This is a genomic window from Extensimonas perlucida (assembly GCF_007655255.1).
GTDB lineage: Bacteria > Pseudomonadota > Gammaproteobacteria > Burkholderiales > Burkholderiaceae_C > Extensimonas > Extensimonas perlucida.
In genome coordinates, this window is sequence record NZ_VMYE01000001.1 from 191,319 (window position 1) to 212,100 (window position 20,782).

A 20,782-nucleotide genomic window follows, 5' to 3' on the forward strand; every position below is an offset into this window, starting at 1 on the left:
GTCGGCCGCGGGCCAAAGCACACTGCGAGACAATGCCCGCCATGGACACCCGCATACACGGCATCTCCCGCACGCAGCTGTTGCAAGCCTTCGACGGCCTGCTGCAGCCCGAGCGATTCAAGGACTACGGCCCGAACGGCTTGCAGGTCGAAGGCAAGGCGCAGATTTGCCGCATCGTGAGCGGTGTCACCGCGAGCCGGGCGCTGATCGAGGCCGCGATCGCCGCGCGCGCCGATGCGCTCTTCGTGCACCACGGCCTGTTCTGGCGCGGGCAGGACGGGCGCGTCACGGGCTGGATGAAGCAGCGCCTGCAATTGCTGCTCGCGCACGACATCAACCTGTTCGCCTACCACCTGCCGCTGGACGCGCACGCCGAGCTGGGCAACAACGTGCGCCTGGGGTGCGAGCTCGGCTGGAGGCCCCTGGCGCGCTTTGGCGAGCAAGACCTCGGCTGCGTCGCCGCCGTGCACTATGCCGATGCGCGGGCGCTGGCCGACCATGTCGCGCAGGTGCTGCGCCACCTCGTGACGCTGGTGCAGCCCGAGATTGGCGCAGCGGCAGCGCAGCCGATCACGCGCGTGGCCTGGTGCACGGGCGGCGCGCAGAGCTATTTCGAGGCCGCCGTCGCCGCCGGCGCGCAGGCTTTCGTGACGGGCGAAATCTCCGAGCCGCAGGCGCACCTGGCGCGCGAACTCGGCGTGGCCTACCTCGCCGCGGGCCACCACGCGACCGAGCGCTACGGCGCGCCGGCCGTGGCCGCGCATGTCGCCCGGCAGTGGGGGCTCGCGCACCGCTTCATCGATATCGACAATCCGGCCTGACAGGTGCTTCATAAAGAGTAGCTGATTGCGCTTGCTGCATCTGCGCCAAGGCCATATTTCTTTCGAAACCACGATGAAACCCATCGCCATCACCCAGGGCGACTCCGCAGGCATAGGCCCGGAAATCGTCGCCAAAGCCTTCCGCGACGCGCCCGAGGTGCTGCAGGGCTGCTTCGTCGTCGGCGATCTGGCCACCTTGCGCCGCGCCGCCCAGTGCCTCTTGCGCCCAGGGCAGCCCGAGTTGCCCGTGGCCCTGCTGCAAACACCGGGCGAGGCGCTGCAGATGCCGCCGCGCTGCCTGCCCGTGCTGCAGCTGCCGAGCTTGCCGGGGCCGCAGCCTTGGGGGCAGGTGAGCGCCGCGGCCGGGCGCGCGGCGGCCGATTGCGTGCTGTGGGCCGCGCGCGCCGCCTTGCGCGGCGAAGTCGCCGCCCTCGTGACCGCACCGCTGCACAAAGAGGCGCTGGCCGCCGCAGGCATCCCCTACCCGGGCCACACCGAGTTGCTGCAGGCCGAGGCCGCGGCGCACCTAGCAGCCTGTCGGACTTTGGGCGTCGATAGCGAGAATGGGCCCCAGCGAGGCCAGTTTTTGCCGGATTCGCCGCCCCATAGTGGTGCTATGGGGCAAGAAGACGGTAAAAAATGGACCGCTGCGGCGCATTCGCAGCCGACGATTCCAAAGTCCGACAGGCTGCTAGGCGTGGCGCCGCAGGAGCTGCCCGTGCGCATGATGCTCGCCAATGAGGAGCTGCGCACGGTGCTCGTGAGCATCCACGTGCCGCTGCGCGCGGCCATAGACGCGGTCACGGCCGCAAACGTGCTGCAGACCTTGCAGATCACGCATGCCGCCTTGCAGCGCAGCTTGGGGCGCCCGGCGCGCATCGCGGTGGCGGGGCTCAATCCGCATGCGGGCGAGGGGGGCCTGTTCGGGCGCGAGGAGATCGAGGCCATCGCGCCGGCGATCGCGCAGGCGCGCGCGCAGGGAATCGACGCGATGGGCCCGTTTGCGCCGGACACGGTGTTCATGCGCGCGCGCCATGCGCCGCCCGCGCATGTGGGCGAGTTCGACGTGGTCGTCGCCATGTACCACGACCAGGGCCTGATCCCCGTCAAATACTTGGGCGTGGAGCAGGGCGTCAACGTGACGTTGGGCCTGCCGCTCGTGCGCACCAGCCCCGACCATGGCACGGCCTTCGATATCGCCGGCCAAGGCGTGGCAAACGCCGCGAGCCTGATCGCGGCGGTGCGCATGGCGCGCCAGTTATCAGGCTGAAAATGGCGGTAGCGCTTTATGGACGAGCGCTACCAGCTACTTATTTAGAAGCGCCACGCAGGCTGTCGCGGATCTCGCGCAGCAGCACGACTTCCTCGGGCGTGGGCGGCGGCTCGGCAGACGCCGGGGCTGCAGCCGGGGTCTCGCGCTTGAAGCGGTTGATCTGCTTGACCATCATGAAAATGATGAACGCGAGGATGATGAAATTCACCGCCACCGTGACGAAGTTGCCATACGCAAACACGGGCACGCCCGCCTTGCGCAGCGCATCGAGCGTGTGCGCCGTGCCCGCGGGCGCTTCGCCGAGCACGACGAACAGGTTGGAAAAGTCGAGCTTGCCAAACACCATCCCGACGACGGGCATGATCAGGTCGGCCACCACCGAATCGACGATCTTGCCGAATGCTGCGCCGATGATCACCCCCACCGCGAGGTCGATCACGTTGCCCTTAACAGCAAACTCCTTGAATTCTTGCATCATGCCCATGGGAACTCCTTTTGCGATAGTGCCAAGCGGCGCCAGTATCACCGAAATCGTGCGTCCGGGGATGCGGACAAATACCCCCAGGCGCTCCGCTACAATTGCCGGCTGACCCCAACTAGCGATGTTCATCGAGGATCCCATGAGTGACACTCCCATCGACTCCGAAAAACGGACGTGGCTGATCGCGACCAGCTGCGCCGGCGTGGTGGGCGGCGTGGCAACCGCCGTACCTTTTGTGAGCACCTTTCAGCCTTCGGAGCGCGCCAAGGCCGCCGGCGCCGCCGTCGAGGTGGACATCTCCACGCTCAAGCCGGGCGAAAAGATCACCGTGGAATGGCGCGGCAAGCCCGTGTGGATCGTGCGTCGCACGCCCGAGCAACTGGCGGCGCTGCCCAAGCTTGACCCCGAACTCGCAGACCCCAAGTCCGAGCGCAATCCAGACCAATTCACGCCGCCCTACGCGCGCAACGAGTGGCGCTCGATCAAGCCCGAGGTCTTCGTCGCCATCGGCATTTGCACGCACCTGGGCTGCTCGCCTTCGGACAAGTTCACGCCGGGGCCGCAACCCTCGCTGCCCAATGATTGGCTCGGCGGCTGGCTCTGCCCCTGTCATGGCTCCACTTTCGACTTGGCCGGGCGCGTTTTCAAGAACAAGCCCGCGCCCGACAACCTCGAAATCCCGCCGCACATGTACCTCTCCGATACGCGCCTGCTGGTCGGTGAAGACAAGAAGGCCTGAAGGAGCACCCCATGGCTGAATTCAAGGAAATCTCTCCCAACGCTTCCGCGGGGGCCAAGTTTGGCAACTGGATGCAAAACCGCTTTCCGACCTTGTTCGACGCTTACCGCGTGCACATGTCGGAGTACTACGCGCCCAAGAACTTCAACTTCTGGTACATCTTCGGCTCGCTCGCGCTGCTGGTGCTGGTGATCCAGATCGTCACGGGTATCTTTCTCGTGATGCACTACAAGCCCGATGCGAACCTTGCCTTCGCCTCGGTCGAATACATCATGCGCGACGTGCCCTGGGGCTGGCTGATCCGCTACATGCACTCCACGGGCGCCTCGGCCTTCTTCATCGTGGTGTATCTGCACATGTACCGCGGCCTGATCTACGGCAGCTACCAAAAGCCGCGCGAACTCGTGTGGGTCTTCGGCTGCCTGATCTTCCTGTGCCTGATGGCCGAGGCCTTCATGGGCTACCTGCTGCCCTGGGGCCAGATGTCGTACTGGGGTGCGCAGGTGATCGTGAACCTGTTTTCCGCGATTCCCTTCATAGGCCCCGACCTTTCGCTGCTGATCCGCGGCGACTACGTGGTGAGCGACGCCACGCTGAACCGCTTCTTCAGCTTTCATGTGATCGCCGTGCCGCTGGTGCTGCTGGGTCTGGTCGTGGCGCACTTGCTTGCATTGCACGACGTGGGCTCGAACAACCCCGACGGCATCGAGATCAAAGGCCCTAAGGCGCCCAAGGACGATAAAGGCCATCCGCTCGACGGCGTGCCCTTCCATCCGTACTACACCGTGCACGACGTGTTCGGCGTGGGCGTGTTCCTGATGGTGTTTGCGGCCGTGATTTTCTTTGCGCCCGAAGCCGGCGGTTATTTCCTCGAATACAACAACTTCATTCCGGCCGACCCGCTCCAGACGCCCTTGCACATCGCTCCGGTGTGGTACTTCACGCCGTTTTACTCGATGCTGCGCGCCATCACCAGCGAAATGGTGTATGCGCTCATCGCTTGCGTGGTGCTTGGTGCCCTGTTCGGTATCGTGAAAACAAAGCTCGCGGGCTTTCTCAAGGGCATCATCGCCGTGGCGTCGATTGCCGTGGTCGCGATGATGCTCTCGATCGACGCCAAGTTCTGGGGCGTGGTGGCCATGGGCGGCGCCGTGATCATCCTGTTCTTCCTGCCCTGGCTCGACAACAGCCCGGTCAAGTCGATCCGCTACCGTCCGAGCTGGCACAAATACCTCTACGGCCTGTTCGTGATCAACTTCCTGATCCTCGGCTACCTCGGTGTGCAGCCGCCTTCGCCGATTGGCGAGCGCGTGTCGCAAGTCGGTACGTTGTTTTATTTCGGTTTCTTCCTGCTCATGCCCTGGTGGAGCCGCTTGGGCGAACCCAAGCCCGTGCCCGAGCGCGTGACCTTCGCCGCCCACTGAGCCGGAGACGAACACCATGAAAAAAATCCTTCTCACGCTCATCGCCGCCCTTGGCTTGGCGGCAGGTACCGCCCAGGCGAGTGAAAACGCCATGGCCTGGGATAAGGCTCCTGACAAAACCACCGACCTCGGTGCGTTGCAAAACGGCGCCAAGATTTTCGCCAACTACTGCGTAGGCTGCCACTCCGCCGCGTTCATGCGCTACAACCGCTTGCGCGGCATCGGTCTGACCGAGCAGCAGATCAAGGACAACCTCATGTTCACCACCGACAAGGTGGGCGAGACCATGAAGGCCGCGATCGACCCGCGCCAGGCCAAGGAATGGTTCGGCGCCAATCCGCCCGACTTGACCCTGATCGCCCGTTCACGCGCTGGCGCCGGCGGCAGCGGGGCCGATTACCTCTACACTTTCCTGCGCACCTTCTACCGCGACGACACCAAGGCCACGGGCTGGAACAATCTGGCCTTCCCGAACGTCGGCATGCCCCACGCTTTGTGGCAATTGCAGGGTCAGCGCAAGCCGATCTACGAAGAGGTCGAAAGCCATGGCCACACCACGGAAGTCTTCAAGGGTTGGGAACAATTAACTCCTGGAACGATGACCGAAGCACAATTCGACCAGACCGTGGCCGACCTTGTGAACTACCTGCAATGGATGGGCGAGCCTGCGCAAAAAACCCGCACGCGCGTGGGCGTTTGGGTGCTGCTGTACCTGGCGTTTTTCACGGTCTTGGCCTGGAGGCTCAATGCCGCCTATTGGAAAAACGTGAAGTAAGCCTCAAATACAGTGGCTGCACCCCGCGCGGGGTGTACCAGTTTTTACAGAGTGGGCGCTTTGCGGGTGTCCCACTCTTTTGATTTTCAGGAGCCGCTACATCATGATGGTGCTTTATTCAGGTACGACCTGCCCCTTTTCGCATCGCTGCCGTTTCGTATTGTTCGAAAAAGGCATGGATTTCGAGATCCGCGATGTGGATCTCTATAACAAGCCCGAAGACATCAGCGTCATGAATCCGTATGGCCAGGTGCCCATCCTGGTCGAGCGCGACCTGATTTTGTACGAGTCGAACATCATCAACGAATACATCGACGAGCGCTTTCCGCATCCGCAGCTGATGCCTGGCGATCCGGTCGATCGTGCGCGCGTGCGCTTGTTTTTGCTGAATTTCGAAAAAGAGCTCTTCGTGCACGTACACGCGCTCGAGTCGCGCGCCACCAAGGGCAATGAGAAAAACCTGGAAAAAGCGCGCGCGCATATCCGCGACCGTCTGACGCAACTTGCGCCGGTGTTCCTCAAGAACAAATACATGCTGGGAGAGCATTTTTCCATGCTCGACGTCGCCATTGCGCCGCTGCTGTGGCGCCTGGACTATTACGGCATAGAGCTGAGCAAAAATGCTGCTCCTTTGCTCAAGTATGCCGAACGCATCTTTTCGCGTCCGGCCTATATCGAGGCACTGACTCCGTCCGAGAAGGTGATGCGCAAGTAAAACCCGGCCACTCCATCGAACCCGTCCTTTCGACAGGTGCTCTGCATGATTTCCCAGGAATCCCACTCCACGCGCCCGTACCTGATCCGTGCCATCCATGAATGGTGCACGGACAGCGGTTTCACGCCCTACCTTGCGGTGAGTGTCGATGCCACGGTCGATGTGCCGCGTGAATACGTCAAAGACGGCGAAATCGTGCTCAACGTCAGCTATGACGCGACAGGGAGTTTGCAGCTCGGCAACGACCTGATCACGTTCAAAGCCCGTTTCGGTGGCCGCCCGCGCGACATCATGGTGCCCGTGGAGCGCGTCGTCGCTATTTATGCGCGCGAAAACGGGCAGGGCATGGCATTTCCGCCGCCCATGCAAAGCCCCGCCGAGGCGACGCAAGCAGCGCCTGCGCCCAAGCCCGCGCGCAGCGCAAGCGCTGCACCCCTGGGCACCGATGGAAACACGCAGGAGCGCGTGGTGCAACTCGTGCCGCTGCAAGCTTCGACAGGCGATGATGCAGAAGACGGTGACGATTCCCCCGATCCACCCCGTCCGCCGGGCGGTGCGGCGCGTCCTGCGCTCAAGCGCATCAAGTGAGAGCCAACGCGCCCCTTTTTTGACCAGTTGGGGCGCTATTTGCAAGTAAAATCATGCCTTCGCCGATTTAGCTCAGCTGGTAGAGCACCCGCCTTGTAAGCGGTAGGTCGTCAGTTCGAATCCGACAATCGGCACCATCCAAGCAAAAAAGGCCGCTAAGTGTTTGTTCTTAGCGGCCTTTTCCTTTGGTGCATCAACGCTCTTTGATCCTGATGCGGATCGTGTTCACGTCCCAGCCCTGGCTGCGCAAGTGCGCAAGCAAGGCCGGAATGAGCTGGCGCAGTTTCGCTGCAGCGGCATTGTTGGGCACGATCAGGCACCAGTTGGCGCCGTCGATGGGGCCGGCCTGCAGGCTGCCGTGCAATGCTGCAGGGACCAATGTCCTGATGGCGCCGAGCCGTGCGCTCGAATCGCGCGCAAGTTCCATCAATTGGGCCAACTTGGGAGCTTCTTCGCTGGCTTGCTGCAAAGTAACGGCGTAATGGCGGCGCATAGCGGAACAGGTGCGGGCAGCGTGGAGCGATGAGGGTATTTTCCGCTGCAATGCGCGGTAGTGGCAGATTTTCTGTGGGCGGCACGGCGCTTGCGGCTATCCGGCCGAATGGGCGGGGTGAGGCGGGGTGAGACCGACGTCCCTGACTTCGCAGGGGGCATGGTCGCACCCGCCAGAGGCCCGGCGCGACGGGCGCGGCGGGTCGGGGTGGCGCCGGCGCCGCAAACGCTCAGCGTGCGGGGCGCTTGCGGGCTTCTTGGGCCATGTGGGGTACGAAGCTTTTGCCACGGCTGGCGGTGGGGGCAGCCGACTTGCGGCCCGAAAAATCGGCGCGCGCAGGGCCTTTGCCGGCACCACGGCCCGCAAAATCGCCCCGGCCGTGACCGCTGAAATCGCCGAAGCCGGACTTGTGGCCGTAGCCTTCGCCGTCGCGGCGTGGGCCGTGGGAGCGTGGCTCGAAGTCATTGCGCGCCGCCTGGCCGCGCGCGGGGCCGCCGCGTTGGCCGCGGCCCGCGAAACCGTTGCGCTCCTGGCCGTCGCGGCCATGGCGTCCGTCGCGCCCATCGCGTCCACTGCCGTAGGGTCGGCTCGGTTGCGGGGCGCGCTGCGTGGGCTCCAGGCCGGGGATCACGGCGGCCTGGATGGGCTGGCGGCTGTAGTTTTCGATGTCGAAAATCTTGCGCCGGTCGCGGAATTCGGCAAAGGTCACGGCCAGGCCGTCACGCCCGGCGCGGCCCGTGCGGCCGATGCGGTGCGTGTAGTCCTCGGCTTTCATGGGCAGGCCAAAGTTGAACACGTGCGTGATGCTGGGCACGTCGATGCCGCGCGCGGCCACGTCGGTGGCCACGAGGATCTGCACCTGGCCTTTGCGCAGCGCCATCAGGCGACGGTTGCGCAGGCCCTGGCTCAGCGCGCCGTGCAAGGCCACGGCAGAAAAGCCCTCTTGCTGCAGATCGCTGGCAAGGCCGTCGCACTCGATCTGGGTGCTCGCGAACACGATGGCCTGCTCGATCGCCGGGTTGCGCAGCCAGTGGTCGAGCAGCTGGCGTTTGTGCTGGGCGTTGTCGGCCCAGTAGAGCTTTTGCTCGATGTTGGCGTGCTTTTCCTGCGGCGTGTCGATCTGTACCTTTTGCATCGAGGCGCCGCCGTCGTGCATCACGCGCAGGGCGAGGTGCTGGATGCGCGGCGCAAAGGTGGCGCTGAACATCATGGTTTGCCGGCGCTGCGCGGTGAGCTGGTGGATTTCGGCGAGGTCGTCGGCGAAGCCGAGGTCGAGCATGCGGTCGGCCTCATCGACGACGAGGAACTGCACCTGATCGAGCTTGAGCTGTTGCGAGCGCTGCAAGTCGAGCAGGCGCCCGGGCGTGGCGACCACGAGGTTGGCGTTTTGCAGCTTGGCGATCTGCAGCTGGTAGGGCATGCCGCCCACCACGCTGGCCACGCGCAGGCCGCGGCAGTGCTTGACGAGGTCTATGGCGTCATTGGCGACCTGCTGGGCCAGCTCGCGCGTGGGGCACAGCACGAGCGCACCGGGCGTGGCGGCCTTGAAGTTGCGCGGGTCGGTGGGGTTCTTGCGCTTGGCGCGCCGCGGGGCGGCTTCACCGGGTGTGGCGGTGTCGGTGGCCTCGCGGTTTTGTGCAGCGCGGGCTTCGGCCTGCTGGCGCAGCAGCGTGTGCAGCACGGGCAGCAGGAAGGCGGCGGTCTTGCCGCTGCCCGTCTGGCTCGACACCATCAGGTCGATGAAACCCGAGGCGGCAGCGCCATTGCCCATGGCGAGCGGAACGGTTTTTTGCTGCACGGCGGTGGGCGCGGTGTAGCCGAGCTCGGCCACGGCTTGCAGCAGTTCGGGCGCGAGGCCCAGCGCGGCAAAGCCGTTTTCGGGCGCGGACTCGCTTGCCAAGGCTGTGGCTGCGGGCGCAACGGGGCTGGAAATGGAAGAAATGGCGGAAACGGGGGCGCGTTCGCCCCGCACTTGCGAAGTGTCGGTCATGGACGGATTTTTATAAAAAACAATAGCAAGCGTGGCTTGCTACGGCTTCACGGGTGGTTAAAAACATCCACCTTCAAACGAAGCCTGCGCGCAATCGGGAAGCCGGGTTAGCGCCGGCTAGGTGGCGCGCGGGTGGGCACATTCGCAAGTGCGGTGGGGCTGCGTGTCGCCTTGCAGTGCAATGAATGCAGTGGGCGCCTTGGCAGCAGCACGGCACGTACCGGCCCGGGAGTGTGAGGGGAGATGCAACAAAACTGCCCAGGTGCTGTACCTTGGCAGGGGCGCGATTATGGCACGACTGGTTTTTTGCTGCAGAAAAATTTTGCACGCCCCCAAGGCCGTGCGCGGATTCACAGCCGCAAGAAATGCGCGCGGTAGTGCGCGAGCTCGTCGATCGATTCGTGCACGTCGGCGAGCGCGGTGTGTTTTTGCGCCTTTTTGAAGCTCTCGTAAGCTTCGGGCTTCCAGCGTTTGGCGAGTTCCTTGAGGGTGCTCACGTCCACGTTGCGGTAGTGGAAAAAGCGCTCGAGCTTGGGCATGTAGCGCACCAGAAAGCGTCTGTCCTGGCCGATGCTGTTGCCGCATAGGGGTACCTTGCCCTTGGGCGCGTAGTGGCTCAAAAAGGCCAGCAGCTGGCGTTCGGCCTCGGCCTCGGTGATCGTGGAGGCGCGCACGCGCGCGATCAGGCCGCTTTTGCCGTGCGTGCCCTTGTTCCACTTGTCCATGCGCTCGAGCACGGCGTCTTCCTGGTGGATTGCGAACACAGGGCCTTCGACACGTGGCGTAAGGCTGGGGCCGGTGACGACCACGGCGATCTCGATCAGACGGTCGGTGTCGGGCTCGAGCCCGGTCATTTCGCAGTCGAGCCAAATCAGGTTCTGGTCGGACTTGGGCAGCGCGGCAGGGGCGGCAGGCGAGGCCGTGGCATGCGCCGCAGCGTCGGGCGCGGGGTGGGCAACATCGGGGGCTTGGGACATGGAGCCGATTTTCCCTGCAAACTGCCCGTAAACTCCCAGCGCATGGCAGACCACGATACATTTTCCCCTTCGCTCGCGTTCACGCTGGTGTTTGCACTGGCGCTGTGTGCGCAGCTTTTGCTCAAGTTCTGGCTGGCCACACGCCAGATGCGCCATGTGGCGCGCCACAGCGCAGAGGTGCCGCCGCCCTTCGCGGGGCGCATTCCATTGGCCGCGCACCAGAAGGCGGCCGGCTACACGCTGGCCAAGGGGCGGCTGGGCCTGCTCGAGATTGCACTGGGCGCGGCCGTGGTGCTGGGCTGGACGCTGCTGGGCGGGCTGGATGCGCTCAACCAGGCGCTGCTCGCGCTCGTGGGCGAGCGCGGCGGCGGGCTGCTGCAGCAGTTGGCTTTGCTCGCGGCGTTTGCGCTCATCAACGGCGTGATCGACTTGCCGCTCACGCTGTACCAGACTTTCGTGGTCGAGCAGCGCTTCGGCTTCAACCGCATGACGCTCTCCCTGTGGCTGGCCGATATGCTCAAGTCCACGCTCGTGGGCGTGCTGCTGGGCCTGCCGCTCGCGGCAGCGGTGCTGTGGCTCATGGGCGCTGCGGGCACGCTGTGGTGGCTTTGGGCCTGGGCGCTGTGGATGGGTTTCAATCTGCTGCTCATGGTGCTGTACCCGACGGTGATCGCGCCGCTTTTCAACAAGTTCACGCCGCTCGCGGACGAGGCGCTCAGGCAGCGCATCACGGCCTTGCTTGCGCGCTGCGGTTTTGCCGCCAAGGGCTTGTTCGTGATGGACGGCAGCCGCCGCAGCGCGCACGCGAACGCCTACTTCACCGGCCTGGGCGCAGCCAAGCGCGTGGTGTTTTTCGACACCTTGCTGCAGCGGCTCACGCCCGACGAGATCGAGGCCGTGCTCGCGCACGAGCTCGGGCACTTCAAGCACCACCATATCGGCAAGCGCATGGCGGCCCTGTTTGCCATGAGCCTGGCGGGCTTTGCGCTGCTCGGCTGGCTGGCGACGCAGCCGTGGTTTTACACGGGGCTGGGCGTGCGCCCGAACTTCCTGCTCGCGCCGGGTAGCCAGGTGCCCAACGACGCGCTGGCGCTGCTTCTGTTTGCCTTGGTGGTGCCGGTGTTCGGCTACTTTTTCGCGCCGCTGTGGGCCGCGCTTTCGCGCCGGCACGAGTTTCAGGCCGACGCCTACGCCGCAGCCCAGGCCAGCGGTGCGGCGCTGGCTTCGGCGCTGCTCAAGCTGCACGAGGACAACGCCTCCACGCTCACGCCCGACCCGCTCTATGTGCGTTTTAACTACTCGCACCCGCCGGCGCTGGAGCGCCTCGCGCGGCTGCCGGCGCCGGCTGCTAATTTATAAGCAAAAATGCCACTTTACGCAGATGTATCAAGCGCTAGCAGCTATTGAATTGGATGCGCCGGGGTGGGCCTGCCATGGCTGAATCCCGGGCCTTGCAGCAGGGGCTGGTCGTCGCGGGCCACGGCAGGCATTGCTGGGTCGAGGACGCGCACGGCGTGCGCCGCCTGTGCCACCCGCGCGGCAAGAAAAACCTCGCGGTGGTGGGCGACCGCGTGCTCTGGCAGCCCGCGCCGGGCCAGGGGCAGGAGGGCAGCATCGAAGAGGTGCTGCCGCGGCGCAACCTGCTGTACCGGCAGGACGAATTGCGCAGCAAGTCGTTCGCTGCCAACCTCGACCAGGTGCTGATCCTGATCGCCGCCGAGCCGGTGTTTTCCGAGAGCCAGCTCGCGCGCGCGCTGATCGCCGCCGAGGCGGCGCAGATCCGGCCCCTGATCGTGCTCAACAAGAGCGACCTGGCCGAGCCTTTTGCGCGCGCCTGGGAGCGGTTGCTGCCGTATCGCACGATGAAAGACCCGGATGCGCCGCAGGGGAACGCGCCGCGCTACCCCGTGCTGCCGCTGTCGCTCGCCACGCAATCGCCCGAGGTTGTGCGCGCCTTGCTGATGCCGTATCTGCAGGGCCGCACCACGCTCGTGCTCGGCCCCTCGGGCGCGGGCAAGAGCACGCTTGTGAACCTGCTCGTGCCCGGCGCGCGCGCGCTCACGGGTGAGATTTCGCAGGCGTTGAATTCAGGCAAGCACACCACCACGAGCACCACCTGGTACTGGGTCGATGGGGATGGCTGCGGTGATGGTGAGCGGCGCACGGCCTTGATCGATTCGCCGGGTTTTCAGGAATTCGGCCTGCAGCACATCGCGCCCATGCAGCTCGCGGCCTGCATGCCCGACATCGCCGCGCACGCCGGTGCCTGCAAGTTCTACAACTGCACCCATTTGCACGAGCCTGGTTGCGGCGTTTTACAAGCCGTAGGGCAGCCTGGACAGGATGGAATCAGCGCAAGCCGCTACAAAATCTATAAAGACCTGTTTGCCGAGCTGAGCCGGCGGCGGTATTGATGCGGCGACGAGAGCGGCGGCGCAGGGACCTCACGCGGGGCGAGCCGGCACCAGCGTGGCGTCGAGCCAGCCGCGCAGGCTGTTCAAGAACGCCCAGGCCTCGACGCGTGCCAGGTCTTGCCGGCGCAGCACGGCTTCCTGCAGCTGGCCCGACTGCAGGGCGAGCGCGCGCGCAACGCCGGGCAACAGCCCGCAGTCGGCTGCGGGTGTGAGCCAGCGCCCCGCGATGCGCACGGCGACGTTGCCGCGCGTGCACTCGGTGAGCTCATCCGCCGTGTTCCACAGCACGGTGTCGAAAACGTCCGGCTGTGTGGGGGCGTGCGCCTCGTAATGGGCGCGGCGCGTGGTCTTGTAGCGCACGAAGGCGCCTTGCGTGGGGCTGAGCGCCTCGACCAAGGGCTGCGCGGCCAGTTGCAGGCGCACGGGCTGCGCGGTGGGCGCGAGCGGGTACGCCAGCGCGCTCGGCTGGCCCGCGGCGTCCAGCAGCAGGCGCACGCGCCACAGGCCCTGCGGGTGGCGCTGCGCGAGCGCCTGCAGGCATCGCTCGACCTCTGCGGCGCGCCAGGGGTAGCCGAAATGCGCCGCCGCTTCGGCCATGCGCGCGAGGTGCTGCTCTGCGTGGCGCAGCGTGCCCGCGTGCAAGGCCAGGGTTTCGAGCAGGGCCAAGGGCTCCTGCGGGCCGGTGCTGGAAGCCGGGCCGGTGGGGTGGCCCTTTTGGGGGGTGATTTCTGGCGTGGGGTTCACGGTCATCGGGCGTTTTCGGGTTCGGGCACGGGATGCACGCCGGCAGGGCTGTCGGCAGTAAGCCCGTCGGCGGCCAGGCTGCAGCCAGCCAGAAAGCCGCGTTTGTGCTGCCATTCCTGCCATTCGCCCTCTGCGGTGGCGTCGGCCGTGATGCCGCTGCCTATGCCGCAGCGGGCCTCGCCGGCGCGCAGCACCACGGTGCGGATGGCGACGTTGAAGGTGGCATGGATGCCGCCACCCGCCATGATTGAGGGACGCACCACGCCGATCGCGCCGCAGTAGATGCCGCGCGGGCCGGGCTCGAGCGCGCGGATGATCTGCATCGCGCGCACCTTGGGCGCCCCGGTGACCGAGCCGCACGGAAACAGCGCGGCAAACACGTCGGCCAGGCGGGTGCCGGGCCGGACGCGCGCTTGCACGTCCGAGGTCATTTGCCACACGCTGGGCAGCGCCTCGGTGCGAAACAGCGCCGGCACCTGCACGCTGTGCGGCGCGGCGATGCGCGAGAGGTCGTTGCGCAGCAAGTCCACGATCATCACGTTCTCGGCGCGCTCCTTGGGCGATGCGCGCAGCGCCGCGGCCCGTGCGGCATCTTCCGTTAGCGTGGCGCCGCGCGCGGCCGTGCCCTTCATGGGGCGGGTCAGGATGTGCGCGCCCTGCCAGTCGAAAAACAGCTCGGGTGAGACAGAAAGGACTTGTTCCTCGCCCGCGTCCAGCCAGGCCGCGTAGCCACCGGGCTGGGCGCGCTGCAGCGTGGCAAACAGCGCGCGTGCGGCGCGGCGCGTGGCGGTGGATGGTGCCGTGGACGACGCCGTGGACGATGTGCCCGGACCCGCCGCCCCATGCCAGCGGCCGCGCAATTGCGCCGTGAGGTTGACCTGGTAGCTTTCACCGCGCGCGATGGCCTGCGCGATGGCGGCAAAAGCGCGCTCGAAGGCGGCACGCTCGGGCAGGCTCTGCCAGTGCAGCGCGGATGGAAGCGGCACTGTTGCGGGAGACCCCACCTGCGCCGGCCAGGGCAGCGGTGCGTCGTGCACGGCAAACCAGGCCAGCGGGCCGTCGGCGGCGTGCGTGGCCAGCGCGGCATCGAAGGCGGGCGCCGCCTCGTAGCGAACGAAGCCCACGCACCAGGCGCCCTGCTGCGCCGCCGCCTCAACGGCTGTAAGCACCGGGCGCACCTCGTCGGGGGTGCGGGCCACCCACAGCGCGCGCGGCGCGGCAAAGGCATGGCGCAGGCGCGGTGCCGCCGCGTCGTGCGGGTCGGCAAAGTCGATCAGTGCGCTGAGATTTAGGGTCAAAAAGGCCTCTGGTGCTTTATGGGCGAGCGCTAAAAGCTACTCAAAAAGTAGCGGTTGCAGGCGCATGCTTAGGCCCCAGATGCGCCGGGGTAGCTCACCGCCAGGCCCGCGCGTGCGTCCTGCTGGATCGAATACTGCGGGAAGGGGTAGCGCAGGCCGTTTTTTGCGAGCGCGTGCATGCCCGCGATCGCGCGCGGCAGATATTCTGGCGGCAGGGCCATGAGCATTTCATCATCGAGCACGCCGCCGTAGCGCCGCTCGGCAAAGCAGGGGATGGACAGGCTTGGCGTGCGCTGTGCGAGCGCCCGGCCCCAGGAGTCGGCGCAGGCCGATTCACCCACCACGCTCCAGTCGAACTTTTGGTAGCCCGACCACTGCAGGCCGTTGATGAAATACATCATCGCACCCGGCGTGGCGTAAAACAGCGCGATGTCGGGCGTTCCCAGCCTGCCCGAAGCCAGCGGCGACACGGCGAGCGCCTCGTAGAGGCCGTCGGGCACGCAGTGCATGGCCTGCTGGTGGCGTGTGGCGTCTTCGAGGGTCTTGTACCAGACGCCCACCATTTGCTCGCCCGACTGCCATTGCGCATCCTTGGCGCGCCCCAGGCCCACCACGGCGCGGCACTGCGCGCCCACGAGGTCTTCGGCGCACACACCCACCGTCCAGCCCAGACGCGCGGCCTGCGCGACGATCTGGTCCATGGTGTGGATGGCCTGGGGGCGGCGGATTTTCGGAATCGCCTCCATCTGCGCGCGCTCGCGAAACAGCTTCATGCCGAAAGGCGCGGCGCGCAGCTTCAAAAGCCGCTCGAGTTCAGCCGCGAGCGCAGCCCAGTCGATGGTCGTCTCCATGTGTGTCGTCTCCTTAAATGTGAAAAATAAATCGGTGTGCGAGCCCAAACCTTGACCAGGTGGTGGCCTAACAACATACCTAACTATCGTTTGGCAGCTCTATATAATGCCCGAGCCTTTCATCAACCATGCGCCGCGTGCGCCAGGAGTCAATTATGGATCTCGAGCTCAAAGGAAAATCAGTCATCGTCACCGGCGGCGGCTCCAACATCGGCCGCGCCATCGTGCTCGCTTTCGCGGGCGAAGGCGCGCACATCACCATTGGCGATATCGACACCGCCCAGGCAGAAAAGACGGCAGAGTTTGCGCGCACGCTGGGCGCAGCTTCGGCACAGGTGGTCAAAACCGACGTGACGCAGTTCGACCAGGTCGGCGCGCTGTTCAAGGCCGCGATGGACAAGCATGGCCGCGTTGATGTGCTGGTCAACAACGTGGGCTGGGACAACCTGATGTTCTTCACCCAGACCACGCCTGAATTCTGGCGTAAGGTGATCGACATCAACTACGTCGGCGTGCTCAACTGCACCAAGCATGCACTCGACATCATGATCAAGCAAAACAGCGGTGCCATCGTCTCGATCAGCTCCGATGCCAGCCGCCAGGGCGAGCCGCGCGAAGCCGTGTATGGCGGCGTGAAGGCCGCGATCAACAGCTTCATGAAGACCATCGCGAAAGAAAACGGTCGTTACGGCATCCGCTGCAACGTGGTCTGTCCCGGTGTGACCATCCCGGCGACGGCCGAGGAAGTGGGCGGTAGCAGCATGTGGACGCATGCCGAGAGCATGTTCACGCCCGAACAGCTCGAAAAAGTCGCCAAGGCTCTGCCCTTGCGCAAAGTGGGGCGCCCGCAGGACATCGCCAACGCCGTCGTCTTCATGGCGTCGAACAAGGCAGCAGGCCACGTCACCGGCCAGGTGCTGTCGGTATCGGGCGGCTACAGCATGATCGGTTGAGGTATTGATTTTTGGAAAGCACAGACATGAGCTATACCGATATCGTTTACGAAGAGCGCGAGCAAATCGCCTACATCGCCATCAACCGCCCTGAAGTCATGAACGCCTTTCGCGGCCAGACCGTGGAAGAGATGATCCAGGCCATGATGAAGGCCGGCTGGGACAAGAAAATCGCCGCGATCGTGCTCACGGGCACGGGCGACCGTGCGTTCTGCACGGGCGGCGACCAGTCGGCGCACTCGGGCCAGTACGACGGCCGCGGCACCGCGGGCCTGCCCATCGAAGAGCTGCACAGCGCCATCCGCGACGTGCCCAAGCCCGTGATCGCGCGCGTGCAGGGCTACGCCATCGGCGGCGGCAACGTGATCGCCACCTTGTGCGACATGACCATCGCCTCCGAAAAAGCCGTGTTCGGCCAGGTCGGCCCCAAGGTCGGCTCGGTCGATCCGGGCTGGGGCACGGCCTACCTCGCGCACGTCGTGGGCGAGAAAAAGGCGCGCGAAATCTGGTACATGTGCCGCCGCTACAACGCGCAGGAAGCGCTCGCGATGGGCCTGTGCAACGTCGTCGTGCCGCACGACCAACTTGACGCCGAAGTGGCCAAGTGGGGGCGCGAGCTGGTCGAAAAGAGCCCCACGGCGATCGCGATCGCCAAGCGTTCGTTCAATGCCTCCACCGAGCATATTCGCGGCATCGGCAGCCTGGGCATGCAGGCGCTGAGCCTTTACTACAACACCGACGAGTCGAAAGAAGGCGTGCGCGCGTTCCTTGAAAAGCGCAAGCCCGACTTCCGCAAGTGGGTCCAGTGAGCGCCCTCAGAGACTACTGAGAAAATGTGGCAGATTCCCGCGTGGGGTCTGCCATAGGCGCTATGATTTTGAGGTGGGTCTGAACACGCGATCCGTTTTCCACGCGATGGACATTTTCATGAACGACAAATCCGCCTCGAAATCCGCCGGCCATGATCTGGACGGCAATGCCACGCGCGAGCGCATCCTGCTCGAAGCGGCGCGCTTGTTTCGCCAGCATGGCTACGCCGCCACCACCTTGCGTGAAGTGGCCGACGCCGCAGGCGTGAAGGCCGGCAGCATTTACTACCACTTCGAGTCGAAAGAGCAAATCCTGGGCGAGGTGCTCGACAAGGGCATCAAAATCGTCTATGAGACGGTGCGCGCGCGCATCGATGCCTTGCCCAAGGACGCGCCCTGGCGCGACCGCATCGCCGCAGGTATCGAAGGCCACTTGTGGGGCATGCTGCACCACGGAGATTTCACCTCGGCGAACATGCGCATTTATGGCCAAATTCCCGAAAGTGCAAAAGCCAAACACCGCGTGGTACGTCGCGAATACGCCGATTATTGGGATCAGCTCCTTCAGTCTGCGCTGGCGGCGGGCGAGCTGCGTGCCGATGCTTCGACGACCATCATTCGCCTTTTCGTCATTGGCGCATTGAACTGGACGGTCGAATGGTACAACCCCAAGCGCGGTTCATTCCATGATTTTGCGCAGCAGATCACGGCGGTCGTGTTTGACGGTATTTTGCTGCACCATCATTCCTCTTGATGGTTTTGTGGAGGCAAGATAAAAATAAGGGGCCGCACGGGCCCCTTGTTTTTGCGCCGGCGCTGACACACCGGCGTGGCATTTCTTATTTGCTGCCTTTTGCGAATTCGGCAGATTCTTTATCCACAATCTGCTTGATCACGTCCGGGTAAGAAGATATCCAGTCTGTTTGAGAGACCCATTTTTTTCCATCCCACATATCGATGCGGGTTTTGCCACCGCCGCCGTGGTCTTTAGCGGTCACCGTAACCGGAGCAATCAGACCGCCGGCGTCGAAGTTCTTGATACTTTCAAGACCCTTCTTCATTTTCTCAGGGGTCAGAGGCCAGCCGTATTGCTTGATGGCCAGGCGTGCGCCCTCGAACACTGACGCGTAAATGGCCAGGCCGGTGTTGTAGTAAACATCGTTCAGGTGTTTGCGGTCACCGCTGCCTTGCCCTTTGTCATACAGGTCTTTGATGATCTGCTGGATCAAGGGGTGGTCTTGACCACCTACGACGTTGGTCCCACGTTTGATGCCTTTTGCGTTCTCTGGGCCGATGTTGTTGATATCGACCTCATTGAACCAGTTGACAGCAATGTATTTGTCCATGGGAATGCCGTTGCGCTTCATTTCGCGTGAAGCCACGACGTGCATGTTGGAGAGGTTCCAACTGATCACCCAATCCGGGTTGAAGCGCCGAATTTGCGTCCACGCCGCGGCCTGGTCATTGCCGGGCATAGGGTGCGGGGCCAGCAGCAATTCAAAGCCTTCCTTCTCGGCCAAGGTTTTGAGCGTGCCTATCGGCTCCTGGCCGAAGGGGTAGTCCGGGTAAATGAAAGCAATCTTTTTGCCCTTCAGATTTCCACCCGCCTGGTTTTTGGCGTATTGAATATCGTTTGCCACCTGGCCCCAGTAAGTCGGGCCGATCGGGAACACCCACTTGAACACATCGCCATTGATCGCATCGCCACGACCGACGAGGGATTGCAGCATCACCTGCCCGTCTGCCATGGCGCGTGGCAGTACCGCACGAGAAACCGGGGTAGAGAGGAAGTCGAAAGTAATGGCGCCTTCACGCTTCATTTTTTCGTAGCACTCTATGCCGCGCTGCGGCTCATTGCCGTGGTCTTGCACCAAAAATTCCACAGGATGGCCTTCAATGCCTCCTTTCTGGTTCAGAATTTTGGCGTAATCTTTTGCTGCTTGGGCGATTTGGGGCGTGACGAAGCCATATGCCTTTGTCAAGTCATAGCAGCCGGCAAATTTGATGGGCGCGGATTGGGCATGTGCAGATTGCATGCTGGAAAATGCGAGGCCAATGCCGGCGACGATCGAGAGAAGTTTTGGTTTCATAAAAACAAAAAATATAGATTGAACTTAAGAGAGTGTGGTGCTTTTTGGAATGAAAAAAGTCATTTTGTTTTGGCGAATTCTGCGGATTCCTTTTTGACGATGGATTGCACGACATCACTGTAGGCGGAGAGCCAGTCGGTTTGCGGAACCCACTTGCTGCCGTCCCACATATCGACACGGGTCTTGCCGCCGCCACCGTGGTCTTTGGCCGTGATGGTGATGGGGGCAATGAAGCCGCCGGCATCGAAATTTTTGATACTTTCGAGGCCTTTTTTCATTTTTTCGGGCGTGAGCGGCCAGCCATATTGTTTGATGGCCAAACGCGCGCCTTCGACGACGATCACATAGCTTGCCAGGCCCGAGTTGTAGTAGACGTCGTTCATGGTTTTCCGGTCGCCGCTACCCTGGCCCTTGTCGTACAGTTCCTTGATGATTTTTTGAATCAGTGGGTGATCCTGACCGCCCACGACATTGGTCGCACGTTTGATGCCTTTGGCATTTTCAGGCCCGAGGTTGTTGATGTCGACTTCATTGAACCAATTTACGGCGATATATTTGCTGATAGGGATACCATTGCGCTTCATTTCGCGCGATGCCACCACGTGCATGTTCGACAGATTCCAGCCGATGATCCAGTCGGGATTGAAGCGGCGAATTTGCGTCCACGCGGCTGCCTGGTCGTTTCCGGGCATGGGGTGGGGCGCCAGCATCAATTCGTAGCCTTCACGCTCCGCCAGGGTTTTCAGCACGCCGATGGGTTCCTGACCGAAAGGATAGTCAGGGTAAATGAAGGCGACTTTTACCCCCTTGAGGCTGCCCTTGGATTGGTTTTTGATGTATTGGATGTCGTTGGCCACTTGCGCCCAGTAAGTAGGCCCCATGGGGAAAATCCAGCTGAAAACCTCGCCGTCCACGGCGTCGCCACGGCCGGCGTAGGGCTGGATCATCACGTTGCCGTCAGCCATGGCCCGCGGCACCATGGCGCGCGAGACCGGGGTGGACAGGAACTCGAACGTGATGGCGCCTTCGCGTTTCATTTTTTCATAGCATTCGATGCCGCGCTGTGGCTCATTGCCATGGTCCTGGATCAGCATTTCGACCGGATGCCCTTCAATGCCACCCTGCAAATTGAAGAGCTTCACGTAATCACGCGCAGCCTGCGCAATTTGCGGAGAAACGAAGCCATAGGACTTGGTCAGGTCATAGCAGCCGGCAAACTTGATCGTTTCCGGGGCGGCCTGCGCCGAATGCATGGCTGCAATAGCCATGCCCAAACCGGCAGCGAGTGTGAGAAACCTGGACTTCATGGCAATGCTCCTTGGGGTGGTTGAAATGAGCGGGAAATTG

The 20,782-nt window shown here is 63.6% G+C and carries 19 protein-coding genes, 1 tRNA gene and 1 pseudogene; 13 read left to right on the top strand and 8 right to left on the bottom strand.

The window, feature by feature from the left end:
- The first annotated feature begins 32 nt into the window (after nt 1–32).
- Both FK527_RS01090 and FK527_RS01095 read left to right on the top strand, forming a co-directional pair.
- Nucleotides 33–821, top strand: a complete 789-nt coding sequence (locus FK527_RS01090) for a Nif3-like dinuclear metal center hexameric protein (protein ID WP_425460388.1) — start codon at nt 33–35, stop codon at nt 819–821.
- Between the two features lie 73 nt (nt 822–894).
- Nucleotides 895–2,091: a PdxA family dehydrogenase gene (locus tag FK527_RS01095; protein WP_144728813.1), complete on the top strand. Its 1,197-nt coding sequence runs from the start codon at nt 895–897 to the stop codon at nt 2,089–2,091.
- Between the two features lie 40 nt (nt 2,092–2,131).
- On the opposite strand, the gene mscL is transcribed toward FK527_RS01095, so the two are convergent.
- Complete coding sequence (mscL, locus tag FK527_RS01100; protein ID WP_144728815.1) at nt 2,132–2,578, bottom strand: large conductance mechanosensitive channel protein MscL; 447 nt, start codon at nt 2,576–2,578, stop codon at nt 2,132–2,134.
- Nucleotides 2,579–2,714: 136 nt separating this feature from the next.
- Here mscL and petA point away from each other — a divergent pair, with 136 nt between their 5' ends.
- The 6 genes from petA (at nt 2,715) to FK527_RS01130 (ending at nt 6,953) form a co-directional block, all read left to right on the top strand.
- Complete coding sequence (petA, locus tag FK527_RS01105; protein ID WP_144728817.1) at nt 2,715–3,314, top strand: ubiquinol-cytochrome c reductase iron-sulfur subunit; 600 nt, start codon at nt 2,715–2,717, stop codon at nt 3,312–3,314.
- Nucleotides 3,315–3,325: 11 nt separating this feature from the next.
- Entirely contained in the window at nt 3,326–4,738 is a 1,413-nt protein-coding gene (locus tag FK527_RS01110; protein ID WP_144728819.1) for a cytochrome b, read from the top strand.
- A gap of 16 nt (nt 4,739–4,754) precedes the next feature.
- Nucleotides 4,755–5,513 carry a cytochrome c1 gene (locus FK527_RS01115; protein WP_144728821.1) on the top strand — a complete coding sequence of 253 codons (759 nt, stop codon included), beginning with the start codon at nt 4,755–4,757 and terminating at the stop codon, nt 5,511–5,513.
- A gap of 103 nt (nt 5,514–5,616) precedes the next feature.
- Nucleotides 5,617–6,228 (top strand): glutathione S-transferase N-terminal domain-containing protein, encoded by a 612-nt coding sequence (locus FK527_RS01120; RefSeq protein ID WP_144728823.1) that lies wholly within the window; start codon nt 5,617–5,619, stop codon nt 6,226–6,228.
- Nucleotides 6,229–6,273: 45 nt separating this feature from the next.
- The gene (locus tag FK527_RS01125) at nt 6,274–6,816 is read left to right on the top strand and encodes a ClpXP protease specificity-enhancing factor (protein WP_144728826.1); all 543 of its coding nucleotides are present in this window, start codon (nt 6,274–6,276) and stop codon (nt 6,814–6,816) included.
- Between the two features lie 61 nt (nt 6,817–6,877).
- Nucleotides 6,878–6,953 (top strand) — tRNA-Thr (locus tag FK527_RS01130).
- Nucleotides 6,954–7,009: 56 nt separating this feature from the next.
- On the opposite strand, the gene FK527_RS01135 is transcribed toward FK527_RS01130, so the two are convergent.
- From FK527_RS01135 to orn, 3 genes are all read right to left on the bottom strand, one after another.
- Nucleotides 7,010–7,309 carry a DciA family protein gene (locus FK527_RS01135; RefSeq protein ID WP_144728828.1) on the bottom strand — a complete coding sequence of 100 codons (300 nt, stop codon included), beginning with the start codon at nt 7,307–7,309 and terminating at the stop codon, nt 7,010–7,012.
- A gap of 229 nt (nt 7,310–7,538) precedes the next feature.
- The gene (locus FK527_RS01140) at nt 7,539–9,299 is read right to left on the bottom strand and encodes a DEAD/DEAH box helicase (protein WP_144728830.1); all 1,761 of its coding nucleotides are present in this window, start codon (nt 9,297–9,299) and stop codon (nt 7,539–7,541) included.
- A gap of 350 nt (nt 9,300–9,649) precedes the next feature.
- Nucleotides 9,650–10,276 (bottom strand): oligoribonuclease, encoded by a 627-nt coding sequence (gene orn, locus FK527_RS01145; RefSeq protein ID WP_144728832.1) that lies wholly within the window; start codon nt 10,274–10,276, stop codon nt 9,650–9,652.
- A 42-nt stretch (nt 10,277–10,318) separates the two neighbouring features.
- On the opposite strand from orn, the gene FK527_RS01150 reads away from it, so the two are divergent.
- Both FK527_RS01150 and rsgA read left to right on the top strand, forming a co-directional pair.
- Nucleotides 10,319–11,635 (top strand): M48 family metallopeptidase, encoded by a 1,317-nt coding sequence (locus tag FK527_RS01150; protein WP_144728834.1) that lies wholly within the window; start codon nt 10,319–10,321, stop codon nt 11,633–11,635.
- 74 nt (nt 11,636–11,709) lie between these two features.
- Nucleotides 11,710–12,690 carry a ribosome small subunit-dependent GTPase A gene (gene rsgA, locus FK527_RS01155; protein WP_144728836.1) on the top strand — a complete coding sequence of 327 codons (981 nt, stop codon included), beginning with the start codon at nt 11,710–11,712 and terminating at the stop codon, nt 12,688–12,690.
- Nucleotides 12,691–12,720: 30 nt separating this feature from the next.
- Here the strand turns inward: rsgA and FK527_RS17760 are convergent.
- Nucleotides 12,721–14,732 (bottom strand): annotated as a pseudogene (locus tag FK527_RS17760) (chorismate-binding protein).
- Nucleotides 14,733–14,800: 68 nt separating this feature from the next.
- Nucleotides 14,801–15,583 carry a DUF169 domain-containing protein gene (locus FK527_RS01170; RefSeq protein ID WP_144728842.1) on the bottom strand — a complete coding sequence of 261 codons (783 nt, stop codon included), beginning with the start codon at nt 15,581–15,583 and terminating at the stop codon, nt 14,801–14,803.
- Nucleotides 15,584–15,738: 155 nt separating this feature from the next.
- Here FK527_RS01170 and FK527_RS01175 point away from each other — a divergent pair, with 155 nt between their 5' ends.
- From FK527_RS01175 to FK527_RS01185, 3 genes are all read left to right on the top strand, one after another.
- On the top strand, nt 15,739–16,536 hold the full coding sequence (locus FK527_RS01175; protein ID WP_144728843.1) for an SDR family NAD(P)-dependent oxidoreductase: 798 nt from the start codon (nt 15,739–15,741) through the stop codon (nt 16,534–16,536).
- Between the two features lie 26 nt (nt 16,537–16,562).
- Nucleotides 16,563–17,345 (top strand): 2-ketocyclohexanecarboxyl-CoA hydrolase, encoded by a 783-nt coding sequence (badI, locus tag FK527_RS01180; RefSeq protein ID WP_144728845.1) that lies wholly within the window; start codon nt 16,563–16,565, stop codon nt 17,343–17,345.
- A gap of 118 nt (nt 17,346–17,463) precedes the next feature.
- Nucleotides 17,464–18,099 carry a TetR/AcrR family transcriptional regulator gene (locus FK527_RS01185; RefSeq protein ID WP_144728847.1) on the top strand — a complete coding sequence of 212 codons (636 nt, stop codon included), beginning with the start codon at nt 17,464–17,466 and terminating at the stop codon, nt 18,097–18,099.
- 85 nt (nt 18,100–18,184) lie between these two features.
- Here the strand turns inward: FK527_RS01185 and FK527_RS01190 are convergent, their stop codons facing one another.
- Together FK527_RS01190 and FK527_RS01195 are read right to left on the bottom strand one after the other, a co-directional pair.
- Nucleotides 18,185–19,435 (bottom strand): ABC transporter substrate-binding protein, encoded by a 1,251-nt coding sequence (locus tag FK527_RS01190; protein ID WP_144728849.1) that lies wholly within the window; start codon nt 19,433–19,435, stop codon nt 18,185–18,187.
- Nucleotides 19,436–19,494: 59 nt separating this feature from the next.
- Nucleotides 19,495–20,742 carry an ABC transporter substrate-binding protein gene (locus tag FK527_RS01195; RefSeq protein ID WP_144728851.1) on the bottom strand — a complete coding sequence of 416 codons (1,248 nt, stop codon included), beginning with the start codon at nt 20,740–20,742 and terminating at the stop codon, nt 19,495–19,497.
- Between the last annotated feature and the right edge of the window lie 40 nt (nt 20,743–20,782).

Coding starts and splice junctions, on each gene's coding strand:
- orn (WP_144728832.1), bottom strand. CDS start 10,276: ATGTCCCAAGCCCCCGATGTTGCCCACCCCGCGCCCGACGCTGCGGCG.
- mscL (WP_144728815.1), bottom strand. CDS start 2,578: ATGGGCATGATGCAAGAATTCAAGGAGTTTGCTGTTAAGGGCAACGTG.
- FK527_RS01150 (WP_144728834.1), top strand. CDS start 10,319: ATGGCAGACCACGATACATTTTCCCCTTCGCTCGCGTTCACGCTGGTG.
- petA (WP_144728817.1), top strand. CDS start 2,715: ATGAGTGACACTCCCATCGACTCCGAAAAACGGACGTGGCTGATCGCG.
- FK527_RS01135 (WP_144728828.1), bottom strand. CDS start 7,309: ATGCGCCGCCATTACGCCGTTACTTTGCAGCAAGCCAGCGAAGAAGCT.
- FK527_RS01125 (WP_144728826.1), top strand. CDS start 6,274: ATGATTTCCCAGGAATCCCACTCCACGCGCCCGTACCTGATCCGTGCC.
- FK527_RS01140 (WP_144728830.1), bottom strand. CDS start 9,299: ATGACCGACACTTCGCAAGTGCGGGGCGAACGCGCCCCCGTTTCCGCC.
- FK527_RS01185 (WP_144728847.1), top strand. CDS start 17,464: ATGAACGACAAATCCGCCTCGAAATCCGCCGGCCATGATCTGGACGGC.
- FK527_RS01120 (WP_144728823.1), top strand. CDS start 5,617: ATGATGGTGCTTTATTCAGGTACGACCTGCCCCTTTTCGCATCGCTGC.
- FK527_RS01175 (WP_144728843.1), top strand. CDS start 15,739: ATGGATCTCGAGCTCAAAGGAAAATCAGTCATCGTCACCGGCGGCGGC.
- FK527_RS01195 (WP_144728851.1), bottom strand. CDS start 20,742: ATGAAGTCCAGGTTTCTCACACTCGCTGCCGGTTTGGGCATGGCTATT.
- FK527_RS01110 (WP_144728819.1), top strand. CDS start 3,326: ATGGCTGAATTCAAGGAAATCTCTCCCAACGCTTCCGCGGGGGCCAAG.
- rsgA (WP_144728836.1), top strand. CDS start 11,710: ATGGCTGAATCCCGGGCCTTGCAGCAGGGGCTGGTCGTCGCGGGCCAC.
- FK527_RS01170 (WP_144728842.1), bottom strand. CDS start 15,583: ATGGAGACGACCATCGACTGGGCTGCGCTCGCGGCTGAACTCGAGCGG.
- FK527_RS01190 (WP_144728849.1), bottom strand. CDS start 19,435: ATGAAACCAAAACTTCTCTCGATCGTCGCCGGCATTGGCCTCGCATTT.
- FK527_RS01115 (WP_144728821.1), top strand. CDS start 4,755: ATGAAAAAAATCCTTCTCACGCTCATCGCCGCCCTTGGCTTGGCGGCA.
- FK527_RS01090 (WP_425460388.1), top strand. CDS start 33: ATGCCCGCCATGGACACCCGCATACACGGCATCTCCCGCACGCAGCTG.
- FK527_RS01095 (WP_144728813.1), top strand. CDS start 895: ATGAAACCCATCGCCATCACCCAGGGCGACTCCGCAGGCATAGGCCCG.
- badI (WP_144728845.1), top strand. CDS start 16,563: ATGAGCTATACCGATATCGTTTACGAAGAGCGCGAGCAAATCGCCTAC.